Origin of the sequence: Levilactobacillus wangkuiensis (assembly GCF_016861605.1) — a bacterium.
Taxonomy (GTDB): domain Bacteria; phylum Bacillota; class Bacilli; order Lactobacillales; family Lactobacillaceae; genus Levilactobacillus; species Levilactobacillus wangkuiensis.
Genome location: NZ_BOLM01000010.1, coordinates 36,120 through 51,597, shown reverse-complemented (window position 1 = coordinate 51,597; position 15,478 = coordinate 36,120). Strand labels below are relative to the sequence as shown.

Genomic DNA, 15,478 nt, shown 5'->3' with positions numbered 1-15,478 from the left:
CTAACTTACAAGAACAATGATTAATGGCGATTAGCAACAAGGTCAATAAAATACGGTGGCATGGGTTCAACCAATATCAGCCGCAGGGGTGGGAAAAATGGACTCAGCCGTGGGATTTCTTAAGGGGAACCCTTAAGAAATGGCGACTTTGAAACTCGTTTCTCAGAGGTTCAAAGCGAGTTCAGAGACCGCTCTTTGGCTCTGGACGTCCTGCCCACCGCGTTCCGGTCCAGTTTTTCCCACCCCGGAGGCGATGGCTTAACCCAGCTTGGACCGAGTTTTATTGAAATTGCGCGCTAAAACTTGTATACTGAAACGCGGTATCGACGCGTCTTGGTCGAAAAAATCGGATAGAAAACGGGTGAACCTATGGCTATTGAAGCTGCCATTTTAGAAGAAATCAAAAAGTATCAGACAATTATTATTCACCGTCACCAGCGGCCTGATCCCGATTGTATCGGGGCTCAACTGGCTTTGCGGGACATTTTACAAGCGAGCTTCCCAGAAAAGAAGATTCTGGCTGTGGGTAAGCATTACCCCGGCTTCGACTGGATGGGTCAAGCCGACCAAGACGTGGAAGATGGCGTTTATCAGGGTGCGTTAGTGATTGTTGTGGACACCGCTAACCAACCCCGAGTCGACGATGAACGGTGGTCCACGGGGGCCGCAGTCATCAAGATCGACCATCATCCCAATGATGATGCCTTTGGCGACATTCAATGGGTGTTGGACCAAGCGTCCAGCACGTCCGAGATTATTTATGATTGGTACGCCAAGAATGCCACGGCACTCACCATGTCTGACGATGCGGCACGACTACTTTATGCCGGCATCATTGGCGACACCGGGCGGTTCATGTACCCGGCCACGTCAGCCAACACGTTTGCCGTTGCCAGTAAGTTACTGACTTACAACTTCTCAATGACGGACGTCAACCAGGCTGAGGATGAAATTTCCCCAGAAATGGCGCGGTTGTCCGCTTACGTTTACCAGAACTTAGAAATTTTGCCTAGTGGGGCGGCTTATTTGAAGCTGACCGACGAAATCGTGGAATCCTTTGGCCTCGCTGCCAGTGACTCCACGTCCGCCGTCGTGCCATTGCCCGGTAAGATCACCTCCGTTGTGGCTTGGGCCATCTTCGTTGAAGCCAAGGACAAGACCTTCCGCATTCGGTTGCGTTCAAAGGGACCTTCCATCAACGAATTGGCTAAGAACCACGGTGGGGGCGGTCACGCCTTGGCCAGTGGCGCCACAGCCCACGATCAGGCAGAAATTGACCAAGTTATTCACGAGCTCGATGAGTTAGTGGCTAACACTAAAGGAGAAAATGAATGACCGCAGATTTTAAACAATTCAACTTGCAGCCGTACTTAATGACGGCCTTGCAAAAGATTGGTTTCACGACCCCGACCAAGGTCCAGGAAAAATTAATTCCCGTGATTGCTTCGGGCAAAGATGTCGTGGGCCAATCCCAGACTGGGAGCGGGAAGACGCATACGTTCTTACTGCCCATTTTTAACCAGTTAACGTCAGAAAACCAGGTTCAGGCCGTCATCACCACGCCTAGCCGGGAACTGGCTTACCAGATTCACACGGCCGCTGAACAATTAGCTGCTGAATCCCCATTTGAAATTCGGATTGGGAACTACGTCGGTGGGACCGACAAGAAGCGCCAAGTTGAAAAACTGCGGCACTTCCAACCCCAATTGGTTATCGGGACGCCCGGTCGGGTCATGGACTTGATCCAATCAGACGCCTTGGATGTGCATACCGCACGTCAATTTGTCGTGGATGAAGCCGACATGACCTTAGACCTTGGGTTCTTGGACCAAGTCGACCGGATTGCTGGACGGATGCCGAAAGACTTGCAAATGATGGTTTTCTCGGCCACCATTCCACAACGATTGAATCCCTTCTTAAAGAAATACATGAACCATCCCGTCGTTGAAGAGATTCCAACCGATACGATTATTTCTGATACGATCGACAACTGGTTGATTTCAACCAAAGGTCAGAACCGGAACCAATTGATCTACCAATTGATTACGATGGGTGAACCTTACTTAGTCCTGATTTTTGCCAACACCAAGACGCGGGTTGAACAAATCCACGACTTCTTGCAGGCCCAGGGCATGAAGGTCGCGATGATTCATGGGGGTATCAAGCCTCGTGAACGGAAGCGGGTCATGCGTGAAGTCAAGAACCTCCAATTCCAATTCGTTGTGGCGACCGATTTGGCTGCCCGGGGAATTGATATTGAAGGGGTCTCTCACGTGATCAACGATGACATTCCAGAAGACCTAGACTTCTTCGTCCACCGGGTCGGCCGGACGGGTCGTCAGGGGATGCACGGCACGGCCATCACGTTGTACTCACCAGATGAAGAAGCCAAGGTCGCTGAGATTGAAGCCATGGGCATCAAGTTCCAGCCTAAGCGAATCAGCAACGGCGAAATCATCGATTCCTACGACCGGAACCGCCGGACGCAACGGAACAAGAGTACCGAAAAGCTTGATCCAGGTTTGATTGGTTTCGTTATGAAAAAGAAGAAGAAAATCAAGCCGGGTTACAAGCACCAAATCAAGCAAGAAATTCACCGTAGAAAAGACCAAGAACGCCGAATCGCCCAACGCCAAAGCGCCAGAAATGAACGTAAGCGGCGGAAACGCGAGTCGGATCGGTATCAATAGAGTGCGGAACAGGGCGGTTAGGTCCTGAGCATTAGCGAGAAGAGAGTTTCAAGTCGGCAGAGCCGGCTTGGAGCTCTCTTTTTGCTAAGCGCAGGGACCTGCCCTGTGTAGCACGTTTCAGAGGCCGCAAGTTTTCGGATAAAATGGCGAGAGCAGGTTTAACGCAGTAAGCCAATGCAATCGGTAAAACGCCTATGCCGGACAGGAGCGTCTTATTTTTCTAAGCGGAACCAGTTGCCCGACAGTGACACGTTTCAGAGGCCGCAAGTTTCTGGATAGTTTGGCGAGAGAAAGATTAACGCAGTAAGCCAAGCCCGTCAGCAAAGATACTGCCAATCAAGGGAAGCCGGATTCGGCACAACCCGTCAACAAGTTTAAACACACTGCGAGTAAGTTCAGACGGGAACGCCCCAAACCAGTCTAAGCCGAGAGGACGGCCAAAATGAACTCAGCCGTGGGATTTAGGGCACGGCACGGGCTCTAAATGGCGACTTTGAAACGCGGCCTTTGGCGGTTCAAAGCGAGTTCAGAGACCGTTCTGTGGCTCTGGATGTCCTGCCCACCGCGTTCCGGTTCATTTTGGCGGTCCGGTAGGCGATGTAGACTGCTGACAATCACCCAAAGTTTTCCCGAACGTTTAGTTGACAAGAAAGTGCGCCACACCTATAATTTCAAGTGGACATTTAAATATACTATCGAGGACATACCCTGACCCCATGACTTTCAGAAACGTTTTGGTTGCTGTGAAAAACGACTCATGGATTCAGTGGCGCTCCCTCAGGAACATCGCGACTCAGCGTTATGAGTTTAAGAGGTTAACGATTAAAACATCGTTGCAAGTAGAGTGGTACCGCGCTTCGGCGTCTCTACGGGCAACGGTGTTTTTGACATTTTTGGAGGTATTTGAGAGATGAAAGAGCTAACTAGTAGTCAGATTCGGCAAATGTACCTCGACTTTTTCAAGTCGAAGGGCCACACCATTGAGCCTAGTGCATCACTGGTTCCCAAGGATGATCCATCATTACTGTGGATCAATTCCGGGGTTGCCACGATGAAGAAATACTTCTCCGGCCAAGTTGTGCCAGAGAATCCTCGTTTGACCAGTTCACAAAAGAGTATTCGGACGAACGATATTGAAAACGTGGGGAAGACTGCGCGGCACCATACGTTATTTGAAATGCTCGGGAACTTTTCCGTTGGTGATTACTTTAAGAAGGAAGCCATCACTTGGGCATGGGAACTCTTAACGTCCCCAGACTGGTTCGGTTGGGATCCAGATAAACTGTACATGACCGTTTACCCGAAGGATACCGACGCCAAGGCTGATTGGGAGGCTGCTGGCGTGGCCCCTGACCACATTATCGGCGTTGAAGATAACTTCTGGGATATTGGTGAGGGTCCTTCTGGTCCTGACTCCGAAATCTTCTACGACCGTGGTGAAGCCTTTAACAATCTGGCCGATGACGATCCTGAAAACTACCCTGGTGGCGAAAACGAACGTTACCTGGAAGTCTGGAACATCGTGTTCTCCCAGTTCAACCACGAACCCGATGGCAGCTACAAGCCATTGCCTCGGAAGAACATTGATACGGGGATGGGCCTCGAACGAGTCGTTTCGATTTTCCAAAATGCCCGGACAAACTTTGAAACTGACTTGTTCATGCCAATCATTGAAAAGACCGCTGAACTCAGCGATGGCAAGAAGTATGGTGCCAACAAGGAAGACGATGTGTCCTTCAAGGTGATTGCGGACCATGCGCGGGCCATCACATTTGCCATCGGTGACGGTGCGTTGCCTGGTAACGAAGGCCGTGGCTATGTCATCCGTCGTTTGATCCGGCGGGCCGTTGTGAATGGCCAAAAGTTAGGCATCAAGGGGGCCTTCTTAGACCAATTGGTTCCCGTCGTTGGGACCATCATGCAGTCTTACTACCCAGACGTTTTGGCTCAGGCCGATTACATTGCCAAGGTCGTGCGTTCCGAAGAAGACCGCTTTGGCGAAACGCTGGACGGTGGATTAACGCTGCTGAACAGCTTGATTGCCGACTTAAAGAAGCAGGGCGGTAGCCAAATCGCCGGTCCCGACGCTTTCAAGTTGTACGACACGTACGGCTTCCCGGTTGAACTGACCGAAGAATATGCCGATGACCAGGCCATCACGGTCGACGTTGACGGCTTCAAGGCTGAAATGCAAAAGCAAAAAGATCGCGCTCGTAACGCACGTGGCAAGCAAACGGCCATGGGCCTGCAACATGATCTCTTGATCAACGTGACGACGCCTAGCCAATACGTGGGTTACACCCAACTCGAAACGACGAGCAAGTTAACCGAACTCGTGGTTGATGACCAACTGGCTGACGAAGCCACAACTGGCACCGTTGAAGCCATGTTTGACACCACGCCATTCTACGCTGAAATGGGTGGCCAGGTCGCTGACAAAGGGGACATCTTGGACGAAGCCGGGCACGTGGTTGCCCACGTTGCTGACGTCCAACACGCCCCTAACGGCCAGAACCTGCACACGCTGACGGTCGTTGCGCCATTGAAGAAGGGTGCAACTTACCAACTCAAGGTCGACACCATCTTCCATAGCAAGGTCGAAAAGAACCATACCGCAACCCACTTGTTAGACAAGGCGTTGCGTGAGGTCTTTGGCGAACACACCCAACAAGCCGGCTCACTGGTTGAAGGCGACTACTTGCGGTTTGACTTCACCCACTTCGGTCAGGTTGATCCTGCCGATTTGGCCAAGGCCGAAGCCATTGTGAACGAAAAGATCTTCGCCGAATTACCCGTGACGACGGTTGAAACCGATATCGAATCTGCTAAGCAAATGGGCGCCATTGCCTTGTTCAGCGAAAAGTACGGTAAGGTCGTTCGGGTTGTCAGTGCTGGCGATTTCGTCACCGAATTCTGTGGGGGGAACCACGTCAAGAATACCAATGAAATTGGCCTGTTCAAGATTACCTCGGAATCTGGTGTCGGTGCCGGTGTTCGGCGGATCGAAGCGGTGACCTCTGCGGCTGCCTACAAGTACTTGCATGAACACGATGACATCTTGCATGCCGTTGCGAGCGATTTGAAGGTGACTCAGGTCACTGAAGTCGCTCAGAAGGTTAACGCCCTGCAAGCCCAAGTCAAGAGCTTAGAACAAAAGCAAGCGGCCTTAGAAGGCAAATTAGCTAGCCAACAGGCCGGTGCTGTCTTTGACAACGTGGTCACGGCTGGTAACTACAAGTTGATCAGCGGGACCGTTCAAGTCTCCAAGATGGACCAGTTGCGGGCCTTAGCCGACACTTGGCGTGACCAAGCCCTTTCCGATGTGTTAGTATTGGGTGCGGAAGTCAATGGTAAGGCGAACCTGATTGTGGCCGTTAGCGCGGACAAGCAAAAGCAGGTCAAGGCTGGCGATTTGATCAAAGCCATTTCACCAAAGATCAACGGTGGTGGCGGCGGTCGGCCTAACCTGGCCCAAGCCGGTGGGAAGAACCCAGCGGGCTTACCAGATGCCATGACGGCTGCGGCCGATTGGTTGGCTGATCAAGACTAACGCTGAGGCGTTTTGCTTGAATCTCGTGGTCATTCTGTTAAACTATTAATCATGTTTAAGGTTGGTGCTGGCGGCAGTACGGGTGAATTTGCCAGTGATGGCGCGACACTAATTATTGAAATTTAGCTAAAAGCTTAGTCAGGAGGAGGGAGCGGCTCGATTCGAGTGGCTCCCTTCCCAGCAACAGTATTACGAATAGATTACATTGCTGAAGTGCGTTGTAGTTTGGGCGGTAATCGAGTAAAATTAAGGCTAAGCGAGGAAGTGCGGGGGTGTTTTATAGTGAGTTCATTAGACAAAACGATGTATTTTGACTTTGGGGCTAACCAACCAAAGGACGTTCATGATACGCTGGTAACGGTCTATCAAGCACTAGAGGAAAAGGGTTATAATCCAATTAATCAGATTGTCGGCTACCTACTATCGGGCGATCCTGCATATATTCCACGTATCAATGATGCACGGAACTTGATTCGGAAGCACGAGCGCGACGAGATTATTGAAGAGCTAGTGCGTTTCTACCTGAATCAGAATGGACCGGTGAAGCCTTCATGAAGTTAATGGGTTTAGACGTGGGTTCCCGTACCGTGGGTATTGCGATTAGCGATGCTCTCGGGTGGACCGCCCAAGGAATTGAGATCATTCCAATCAAAGAAGAGGAAGAAGTCTTCGGGTTGAATCGGGTCGCAGAACTGGTGGCGTCACACGAAGTCCAAGGCTTTGTGGTCGGGCTCCCCAAGAACATGAACAATTCGTTAGGTCCCCGGGCCGCGGCATCTAAGCGGTACGGTGAGATGTTAACTGAACGGTTCCACTTGCCCGTCGATTTTGAAGACGAGCGGTTGACAACCGTTGAGGCGGAGCGTATGTTAGTGGAACAAGCGGATACTTCGCGCCGCAAACGAAAAAAAGTAATTGATAAATTAGCTGCCGGACTGATTCTCCAAAATTATTTGGATCGTCACGGCAAGTTAACTCAAGAAAAGTGAGGTTTCCCATGAACGAAGACCAAGAACAAATTACATTAGTTGACGAAAATGGTAACGAAGAACTTTACGATGTCCTGTTTACCTTTGAATCTGACGATTTTGGTAAGTCATACATCTTGATTTACCCTTCAGGCAAGAGCGACGACGAGGAAGTTGACATCCAAGCCTACGCGTTACCTGCAGACGATGATCCAGCTAACCCATCCGGTGGCGACTTGCAATTGATCGAGTCCGACGAAGAATGGGATATGGTTGAATCCGTACTGAACACTTTCCTGGCTGATGGGACCATTGATCCTAACGCTGGTAAAAAAGACTAGTCAGTTTCAACGAAAGGACGGAATTTTTCCGTCCTTTTTTGTATGACGAGAAAATTTGGTGGGATTAACGAGTAAATGGGTGGCATGTTAGTGAGTATGAGCGGCAGCCTAAAGTATGTTTAGCTGACAGTGAAATTACCGGCAGAGAAGACGGTGCAGTTAAAATGGGTGAAAGCCAGTGTATCTGTCTACCGCAGGCGAAACGGACAATCTTACAACCATTTTAAAGGCCAAAACGTGCGCCCGACCACTGTTTAATGGTAAAATAAGACGTTGCGCAAAACAGGGGGAATTTTAAAATGACTGAAGAAACACACCGCTTTAAAGCCGTCATTGCCGGCAAGAGTTACACGATTGTCGGGCAAGCCACGGACGAACATATGCGGGCGGTGACTGAGGTGCTGAATGAACAGTTCACCCAGCTCAAGGAGCTGTCACCCAATATTAGTAAAGAAGACGCGGCAATCTTGATGGCGTTCAACGCTGTTTCGGACCAATTAAAGATGGCAGCGGCCAACGACCAAACGGATTCCAGCAAGGACTCATCAGAAACGGAGGAATAGTTTGGTTTTAAGCTTAATTATTCTCGCAGTTCTCATCTTTGGTTTTCGTCGGGGCTACCGGCGGGGACTGGTGTTACAGATTATTAGCACGATTGGCTACTTGATTGTTTGGGTTATCGCCCGGTTGGGTGCCAAACCACTGGCAAGCGGCGTGGGCCAGTTCGTGGGAAATCTTTCCCTGAACAGTTCTGCCAGCGCCGTGACCGCGGCTGAGAGTAGCAGTTTCTTTTTAAATGGTCTCGCGTTTTCGGCCATTTTGACCGTGGGCTTTTTCATTGTCCGCAAATTAGCTTATGGCATCAACAAGGTGACCTGGTTGCCAGTGATTCATCAAGTTAATTCCTTAGCGGGTGGTCTGATTAATCTGGTCATTCGTTATGTAGTCATTTTTTTAACCTTAAATTTACTAATCCTGTTACCAATTCAGGGTTTTCAAAACAGTTATCAAGCCTCCCCAGTCGCCCAGTGGATTGTCAAACAGACACCCGTGCTCTCAAAGCAGGTGTTCACCTGGTGGCTGACGGAGCATGAATCGAATTAGATTGATTCGGGAGAGAGGAGTTCGCCGATGAATCAAAAAACATTGAAAATTATGGAGTACGACCGAATCAAGCAAGCCTTACGCACTTACTTGGTCTCGGCAGCTGGTCAGCATGAGCTGAGTCAGCTGGCCCCAACCGCGGATGCCAAACAACTGCAGACCTGGTTGGACGAAACCAGAGACGGTGCCGACATCTACCGCTTGGAGAGTGGGATTCCACTGCCCAAGCTGGATGATATCCGGCCGCATTTACACCGGTTAGCCATGGAGGCTGCCCTGAACGGGTTGGAATTGGCTCAAATCAGTCGGGTCTTATGGACGACCGGAACCGTGGTCAAATTTTTCCATGACTTAGCTGAAAAGGAAGTCGATTTACGTCGGCTCGACCGAGTTGTGAAGGAACTGGTCACGTTACCCGATGTGACACGGCGATTGCGGACTTCACTAGAGGGCGACGGCCACATCACGGATGAAGCCTCACCCGCCTTGAAGCAGATTCGCCAGCACATCACTCAGACCGAGGCGGAAATCCGCCGGACCATGGACCAATACACCCGGGGCAAGGATGCCAAATATCTGAGTGAAACTATCGTGACCATTCGGGATGACCGTTACGTAATTCCCGTTCAGGCCGCTTACAAGCAACACTTTGGTGGAATCGTGCATGATCAAAGTGCCAGTGGCCAAACGCTGTTCATTGAACCCCAAGCAGTTGTGGGCTTGAACAACCGGTTACGACAAAATCAAATGGATGAACGTCACGAGGAACAACGCATTTTAGCCGAATTGACGGCTTTACTTGATCCGTACCAGGATGAAATTTTACGGAACTCAGAAATTCTGGGGCACTTTGATTTCATCAATGCCAAGGCCAAGTACGCCCATCATTTGAAGGCTACTGAACCCAAGCTGTCCCTGGATAATCAGGTCAGCTTGCGGCAGGCACGCCACCCACTGATTGATCAGCGGAAGGTCGTAGCCAACGACATCACCATCGGTAAGGACTACAAGGCCATCATCGTGACCGGGCCCAACACTGGTGGGAAGACCATCACGCTGAAGACGTTGGCACTGGTCCAATTAATGGGGCAGTCGGGCTTGTTTATTCCCGCTAATGAAAACAGTGTGATTGGTATCTTCAACGATATTTTTGCGGACATCGGGGATGAACAATCCATCGAGCAAAGTCTGAGTACGTTCTCCGGGCACATGGAAAATATCGTAGCCATCCTGAAACAGGCCGACGACCACAGCTTAATCGTGGTCGATGAACTGGGTGCCGGCACCGATCCCCAAGAAGGGGCCGCACTGGCCATCGCTATTTTGGACGAAATCGGGACGCTAGGTAGCTATGTCATGGCGTCGACCCACTATCCTGAGCTGAAGGCTTACGGGTACAACCGGCCAGATACGATTAACGCCAGCATGGAGTTCAACGGCGAAACGCTCCAACCAACGTACAAGCTGTTGATTGGGATTCCTGGACGAAGTAATGCCTTAGACATTGCGGCCCGGCTGGGGATGCCGTCACAGGTGATTGACGCGGCTCGGGGGTTGACCGACCAAGACAGTCAAGACTTGAACGCCATGATTTCCGACCTGACCGAACAAAAGCGGCGGGTCGACGATGATGCCGAGAGTTTACGGACCCAATTGGCCGAAGCCGATGACTTACACGATCAATTACAAAAGCAATTTGACAGCTATCAACATCAGAAGGATCAGTTGATGACGGACGCCAAGCGCGACGCCAACCGGCTGGTCGATGAGTCCCGGAAGCGGGCCAACCAAATCATTTCTGATTTGCGGAAGAAGCAGTTGGCTGCCGGTCAGAGCGTCGTTAAGGAAGACGAGCTGATTGCGGCTCAAGGCGCCTTGAACGCCCTGCAACAGGATACCAAGCTCAAGAAGAACCGAGTCCTGCGGCGGGAAAAGGCCAAGCTCGACTTCCACAAGGGTGACAGCGTGCTGGTCAAGTCCTACGGTCAAATCGGGGTCCTGATGCAGCAACTGGATGACAGCCACTGGGAAGTCCAACTGGGAATCTTGAAAATGAAGATTGCCACCAACGACCTGGAAAAGGCCAAGGACCCAGCCAAGTCGGCCAAACAACCGCGGGCTAGTGTGAAACGCAGTGGCTCCAGCGGCATGTCGCCAACCTTGGATCTCCGCGGTCACCGTTATGAAGAGGCCATGGCCGAAGTTGACCGGTACATTGATTCCGCCTTGCTAGCGGGTTACCCATCTGTGACGATCATTCACGGAAAGGGCACCGGGGCCTTGCGGAAAGGGGTCACCGAGTACTTGAAGCGGAATAACCGCATCAAGAGCTTCGGCTTCTCCCCAGCCAACGCCGGTGGTGACGGGTCGACGGTTGTGCGGTTTAAGTAGTCTTTTTCAGGGCCTTACCGGGCGGGGAAAATAAGTCGGAACGCGAGGGAAGGACGGTCAAAGCCTGAGAAGCGGTCTTTAACCTCGCTTTGAGCCTCAAAACCCGAGTCTCAAAGACGCCAATTTCCTTAACAGCAAAAAAAGCTGTTAAGGAAATTCCCACGGCTGAACTTATTTTCCCCGCCCTCACGGCTTACATGGCGTGAGAGCCCAACGGTGGAGCCATCACCGAGGCGTGTGTGGGTTGTGTGTATTAAATTGTTTGTGATTAAAGTCTCTCAGTAAATTGCTTACTGGGGGATTTTTGGTTAGGCGACCATTGCATAGTTGCGTGAGTAGAAACTAACCATTAGCTAATGAGTCAGACAAGTAAGTGCCAACCAATTGATTGATGAGCCGTTTGATACGGGGAACGCCGTGTCAGCCGCAGGACTGGTGAAAATGAGCCGAGCTGGCCAGTGTGAGTGACCAGAGGCGGGTCAAAATGCCCAGCTGTGTCGGTGGTCTTGGCTGAGGTTTTTGCTCAGCCTAGTCCACGGGACAACCTTTGCGACCGGGTTTCAGGCGCAAAGTTGAGGCGGAAGCCCGGTTCTCAGGCTGGAACCGGCCCCATAGCAGGGCATTTTGAACCCGCCGGCGGGAACGGACAACCGACAGCGTCACGGCTCAGTTTTCACCGACCCGGAGGTGCGAACAAAGCAGTTCCCCCGCAGCAAATGCGAATGCTAATAAATTGTAAGCAACTTAGTTGTGATTTCAAAAAATTCTGGTAGACTGAAAGATATGAAGTCGTGATTAAATTTGATAAGGAGGCAATTCTGAATGGCAGCAGTAGCAGAAACAACTGATAAGACCTTTGAACAGGACACCGCTAAGGGTGTAACCCTGACGGACTTTTGGGCAACTTGGTGTGGTCCTTGTCGGATGCAATCACCAGTCGTTGAACAATTATCTGAGGAAATGGATAACGTCACGTTCAACAAGATGGACGTTGACGCCAACCCTAACACGCCACAATCCTTTGGTATCATGAGTATCCCAACCTTACTCGTGAAGAAGGACGGCCAAGTGGTCGACTCTATCGTGGGTTACCACTCCAAGGACCAATTGAAGAAGATTTTGGACCAATACGTGGAAGCTTAACGCGTTGGCAAACGGTCGTCACTGCGGTGGCGGCCGTTTTTTTTTGACGAAAAAAGCACTGACCATCGTGATAGTGCGGTCAGTGCTGACATGAAACTTGGTTAGTTTTCTTCAGGCGATTCAGTAGGTTCGTCGCGAACCACTGCCAGTGGGGTGGGGGCATCGTAGTCCGGAATCACATCTTCGGGATCGGTGTAGACGTCGAAGGTGACGGTGGTGGCCTGCAGCTTGCGGGAAGTTTCAGTTAACTCGGCTTCAGCGGAAACGCCTAGCTGTTGGGCCATCATTTCTGCGAGGAAACCCGCTTCCAACGTGAAATCGCCATCGCCTTGTAATTGTTTCCGTAGCTTAACGGGCGTGCCACTGAGTTGCCAACGGGTCATTTGGGCCGTCTGTTTGATCAGGGACAAGTGGCCAAACCCAACTTGCTCAAAGAAGGTAGCGGCGTCCTTGGGGTTGCCGATTGGGAACCGGCGAGCCAGTGATTTGCCCGCCCAGTAGTTGATGTCGCCCTGGTCATCGCCTAACAATTCTGGGAGTAAGGCTTCTCTGAGTAACATTTGTGGCAGATTTGCGGCACCGTCGGCATCAGCCATGACGGTTTGATATAAGTTTTTCACGATGGTGGACTCCTTCATTCCGATAGTTTCTGAACTCATTATACCGTATTTGTTTCAGGAATATGACTATCCGGTAAATTTTACGTATATTTATGAGAATTGGCGTTTTGCCTGGCAGGAAACTTGAAACCGGTTAATAAAAAGGCGATAATGGAGATTCAAGAACATCGAGAAGGAGCGTTGATTCATGCAAACAGATCCGATTGGTCTCATGGATTCAGGAGTCGGCGGTTTAACAGTTTTAAAGGAAGTTCAGCGATTATTACCAGCTGAAAATACGGTCTTTTTGGGCGACCAGGCGCGCTTGCCATACGGTCCCCGGTCGGTCGAAGAAGTCACGACCTTTACGCGACAGATTGCCACTTACTTACGGCAACATGCCAACATTAAAATATTTGTTATCGCTTGCAACACGGCAACAGCGGCGGCCTTAACGCAGATGCAGTCGGAGCTACCCGTGCCCGTGGTTGGGGTGATTGCCCCCGGCGCCACGACGGCAGCTAAGGTCACCAAGAACCACAAGATTGGCGTCATCGCGACGGAAGGGACCGTTAAGAGTGGCCAATATCAACAGGATATTTTGGCCGTCGATGCGCAGAACCAGGTCGTGAGTGTCGCCTGTCCCCAACTGGTGACACTGGCCGAACACAATGATTTGACCTCGGCGCACGCCCAAGAAGTGGTGGCGCAAAACTTGGCACCCTTCCAAGGAACCGACATTGATACGCTAGTCATGGGCTGCACCCATTTTCCACTGCTGAGAGACGCCATTCAGCGGGCAATCGGGCCCGAAGTGACGTTGGTTGATCCCGGCGTATCCGCGGCTGAACAGACTGCAGCTATTTTGAAAGACAAGCATGAACTGAATACCACGGGACAGCCCGTGACGGCGACGTATTACACAACCGGTGACGTTGACCAGTTTAATCAATTGGCCAGTGAATGGTTAGAAATCGCCCCCAAGCACGTCACCCACTTAGATGTCAGCACGTTAGCGACCCCCGCGGAGGTAGAATAAGCATGGAGAACACATTGGTAATCGCCACGAACAACGCGGGAAAGGCCCGTGAATTTCGCGCTATTTTTGAGCCCAAGGGTCTGACGGTGAAGACACTGGCAGATTTTCCGGACCTCACGCAGGTTGCGGAGACCGGGACGACCTTCACGGAAAACGCCACGCTGAAGGCGACTGCGGTGGCCAAACAGACGCAATTGCCCGTTTTAGCGGACGATTCTGGCCTGATGGTCGACGCCCTCAATGGTGAACCGGGCATCTATTCTGCACGGTACGCCGGCGATCACGATGATGCCAAGAACAATGCCAAATTGTTGGCAAATCTACAAGGCGTTCCCGCCGCACAACGGGGCGCTGGGTTTCACACGTCGTTAGTGTTGATCAAGCCGAATGGCAAGAAGCTCGTGGCCACGGGTGAGGTGCGTGGTGAAATTTTAACGGCGCCTCGTGGCGAAGATGGCTTCGGGTATGATCCCTTATTTTATGTGCCTGCCGAACACGCGACCTTTGCCGAAATGGGTTTGGCTCAAAAGAATCAACACAGTCACCGGGCTAAGGCCACGGCGGCAATGTTACCGCAATTCGATGAATGGTGGGAGGAAAAATAATGACACGTTGGCTGGTAGTCAGTGATAATCATGGAGACCGGGACATCCTGGTCAGTCTCAAGCAGGCTTTGCAACCGGATACCATTTTTCACTGTGGCGATTCCGAAATGAACGCCGATGATCCCTGGTTCAAGGATGCGTACGTGGTGATGGGCAACATGGACTTCGATAGTCAGTTACCGTTGGTGCAGACGCCCACGGTTGACGGCTGCAAGGTCTTGTTGACGCACGGCCACTACGATGAGGTGCATTGGGACCTCACTAAGCTGAAATTGCACGCGGATCAGGAACAGGCCGACCTCGTTTTTTACGGTCACACTCATGAGCTGGCGGCCGAAGCGGTCGGGGGCCACGTTTTCGTGAATCCCGGAAGTATCAGTCAGCCGCGCGGTGAGTTCCGCCAGCTAGGGGGCACCTGTGCCATGATCACCGTGACACCGACGCAATGGGTCGTCCAGTATTACACCCGTGATGCCCAGCCCGTGCCCGATTTAAAATTTACCTTTGACCGTTTGTAACTAGAAAGGATGACATGACCCATGATTGACCCTGCTGTTGAGCAGCTATTGCGCAATGACCCCAAGAGTTATGTGATTCCAGCCGCGGTCGTTGCCAACGTGACAGCGACCAATACGCTGGAGCATGCTTTGATGGTGCTCTCTAAGGTTGGGTACAGCCGGATTCCGGTCCTCGACCCCGATGATCACCTGCAGGGGATGATTTCGCTAGCCGCAATTACCGATAAATTGTTGCATGTGCCAGGCGCGGCGGTGGAACAGTTGAGCAACTACACCGTGGCCGACGCCATGTTACCGGTAGAGCACTGGGTAGACGACCCAGCTAAATTAGAAACAATCTTAAGCTATATGGTGGATGAACCCTTTATCCCGTTATTGAATCAGGATAATGTTTTTCAGGGCATCATTACCCGCCGCGAAATTTTAAAACGCGTAAACTACTTAGCCCACAATTTGGATGACCATTACGAGGTCACCCCACGGGAAAAAGTGATTGAAAATGGCGACCACTGAGCATCGCGGGTGGCCCA

15 protein-coding genes are annotated in these 15,478 nt (G+C 51.3%); 14 read left to right on the top strand and 1 reads right to left on the bottom strand.

What is annotated here, in order from left to right:
- The first annotated feature begins 369 nt into the window (after nucleotides 1–369).
- From JUF13_RS08820 to trxA, 10 genes are all read left to right on the top strand, one after another.
- Nucleotides 370–1,335, top strand: a complete 966-nt coding sequence (locus JUF13_RS08820) for a DHH family phosphoesterase (RefSeq protein ID WP_203639253.1) — start codon at nucleotides 370–372, stop codon at nucleotides 1,333–1,335.
- Complete coding sequence (locus tag JUF13_RS08815) at nucleotides 1,332–2,690, top strand: DEAD/DEAH box helicase (protein ID WP_203639251.1); 1,359 nt, start codon at nucleotides 1,332–1,334, stop codon at nucleotides 2,688–2,690. Before JUF13_RS08820 ends, JUF13_RS08815 begins: the two co-directional genes overlap by 4 nt.
- A 910-nt stretch (nucleotides 2,691–3,600) precedes the next feature.
- Nucleotides 3,601–6,240, top strand: coding sequence for an alanine--tRNA ligase (gene alaS, locus JUF13_RS08810; RefSeq protein ID WP_203639249.1), 2,640 nt, complete (start codon nucleotides 3,601–3,603; stop codon nucleotides 6,238–6,240).
- A 282-nt stretch (nucleotides 6,241–6,522) separates the two neighbouring features.
- A complete protein-coding gene (locus tag JUF13_RS08805; protein ID WP_024746979.1) occupies nucleotides 6,523–6,795 on the top strand; it encodes an IreB family regulatory phosphoprotein in 273 nt (90 codons plus the stop codon).
- A complete protein-coding gene (gene ruvX / locus JUF13_RS08800) occupies nucleotides 6,792–7,229 on the top strand; it encodes a Holliday junction resolvase RuvX (RefSeq protein ID WP_203639248.1) in 438 nt (145 codons plus the stop codon). Before JUF13_RS08805 ends, ruvX begins: the two co-directional genes overlap by 4 nt.
- An 8-nt stretch (nucleotides 7,230–7,237) precedes the next feature.
- A complete protein-coding gene (locus JUF13_RS08795) occupies nucleotides 7,238–7,549 on the top strand; it encodes a DUF1292 domain-containing protein (RefSeq protein WP_125584156.1) in 312 nt (103 codons plus the stop codon).
- A 299-nt stretch (nucleotides 7,550–7,848) separates the two neighbouring features.
- Nucleotides 7,849–8,112, top strand: coding sequence for a cell division protein ZapA (locus JUF13_RS08790; protein WP_203639246.1), 264 nt, complete (start codon nucleotides 7,849–7,851; stop codon nucleotides 8,110–8,112).
- A 1-nt stretch (nucleotide 8,113) separates the two neighbouring features.
- A complete protein-coding gene (locus JUF13_RS08785; protein WP_203639244.1) occupies nucleotides 8,114–8,653 on the top strand; it encodes a CvpA family protein in 540 nt (179 codons plus the stop codon).
- Between the two features lie 27 nt (nucleotides 8,654–8,680).
- Nucleotides 8,681–11,044, top strand: coding sequence for an endonuclease MutS2 (locus tag JUF13_RS08780; protein ID WP_203639242.1), 2,364 nt, complete (start codon nucleotides 8,681–8,683; stop codon nucleotides 11,042–11,044).
- Between the two features lie 822 nt (nucleotides 11,045–11,866).
- Nucleotides 11,867–12,187, top strand: a complete 321-nt coding sequence (trxA, locus tag JUF13_RS08775) for a thioredoxin (RefSeq protein ID WP_125765755.1) — start codon at nucleotides 11,867–11,869, stop codon at nucleotides 12,185–12,187.
- A gap of 101 nt (nucleotides 12,188–12,288) precedes the next feature.
- Here the strand turns inward: trxA and JUF13_RS08770 are convergent, their stop codons facing one another.
- Nucleotides 12,289–12,807, bottom strand: a complete 519-nt coding sequence (locus JUF13_RS08770) for a YslB family protein (RefSeq protein ID WP_203639240.1) — start codon at nucleotides 12,805–12,807, stop codon at nucleotides 12,289–12,291.
- A 187-nt stretch (nucleotides 12,808–12,994) separates the two neighbouring features.
- Between JUF13_RS08770 and murI the strand changes: the two genes are divergently transcribed.
- From murI to cbpB, 4 genes are read left to right on the top strand one after another with little or no spacing between them, the layout of a single operon-like run.
- Nucleotides 12,995–13,825 (top strand): glutamate racemase, encoded by an 831-nt coding sequence (gene murI / locus JUF13_RS08765; RefSeq protein ID WP_203639238.1) that lies wholly within the window; start codon nucleotides 12,995–12,997, stop codon nucleotides 13,823–13,825.
- Nucleotides 13,822–14,430 carry an XTP/dITP diphosphatase gene (locus JUF13_RS08760; protein ID WP_203639302.1) on the top strand — a complete coding sequence of 203 codons (609 nt, stop codon included), beginning with the start codon at nucleotides 13,822–13,824 and terminating at the stop codon, nucleotides 14,428–14,430. Before murI ends, JUF13_RS08760 begins: the two co-directional genes overlap by 4 nt.
- The gene (locus tag JUF13_RS08755; RefSeq protein WP_203639236.1) at nucleotides 14,430–14,948 is read left to right on the top strand and encodes a YfcE family phosphodiesterase; all 519 of its coding nucleotides are present in this window, start codon (nucleotides 14,430–14,432) and stop codon (nucleotides 14,946–14,948) included. Before JUF13_RS08760 ends, JUF13_RS08755 begins: the two co-directional genes overlap by 1 nt.
- Nucleotides 14,949–14,969: 21 nt before the next feature.
- Nucleotides 14,970–15,461, top strand: a complete 492-nt coding sequence (cbpB, locus tag JUF13_RS08750; RefSeq protein ID WP_125765760.1) for a cyclic-di-AMP-binding protein CbpB — start codon at nucleotides 14,970–14,972, stop codon at nucleotides 15,459–15,461.
- Nucleotides 15,462–15,478: the final 17 nt, after the last annotated feature.

Coding starts and splice junctions, on each gene's coding strand:
- alaS (WP_203639249.1), top strand. CDS start 3,601: ATGAAAGAGCTAACTAGTAGTCAGATTCGGCAAATGTACCTCGACTTT.
- JUF13_RS08815 (WP_203639251.1), top strand. CDS start 1,332: ATGACCGCAGATTTTAAACAATTCAACTTGCAGCCGTACTTAATGACG.
- cbpB (WP_125765760.1), top strand. CDS start 14,970: ATGATTGACCCTGCTGTTGAGCAGCTATTGCGCAATGACCCCAAGAGT.
- trxA (WP_125765755.1), top strand. CDS start 11,867: ATGGCAGCAGTAGCAGAAACAACTGATAAGACCTTTGAACAGGACACC.
- JUF13_RS08755 (WP_203639236.1), top strand. CDS start 14,430: ATGACACGTTGGCTGGTAGTCAGTGATAATCATGGAGACCGGGACATC.
- JUF13_RS08820 (WP_203639253.1), top strand. CDS start 370: ATGGCTATTGAAGCTGCCATTTTAGAAGAAATCAAAAAGTATCAGACA.
- JUF13_RS08795 (WP_125584156.1), top strand. CDS start 7,238: ATGAACGAAGACCAAGAACAAATTACATTAGTTGACGAAAATGGTAAC.
- ruvX (WP_203639248.1), top strand. CDS start 6,792: ATGAAGTTAATGGGTTTAGACGTGGGTTCCCGTACCGTGGGTATTGCG.
- JUF13_RS08780 (WP_203639242.1), top strand. CDS start 8,681: ATGAATCAAAAAACATTGAAAATTATGGAGTACGACCGAATCAAGCAA.
- JUF13_RS08790 (WP_203639246.1), top strand. CDS start 7,849: ATGACTGAAGAAACACACCGCTTTAAAGCCGTCATTGCCGGCAAGAGT.
- murI (WP_203639238.1), top strand. CDS start 12,995: ATGCAAACAGATCCGATTGGTCTCATGGATTCAGGAGTCGGCGGTTTA.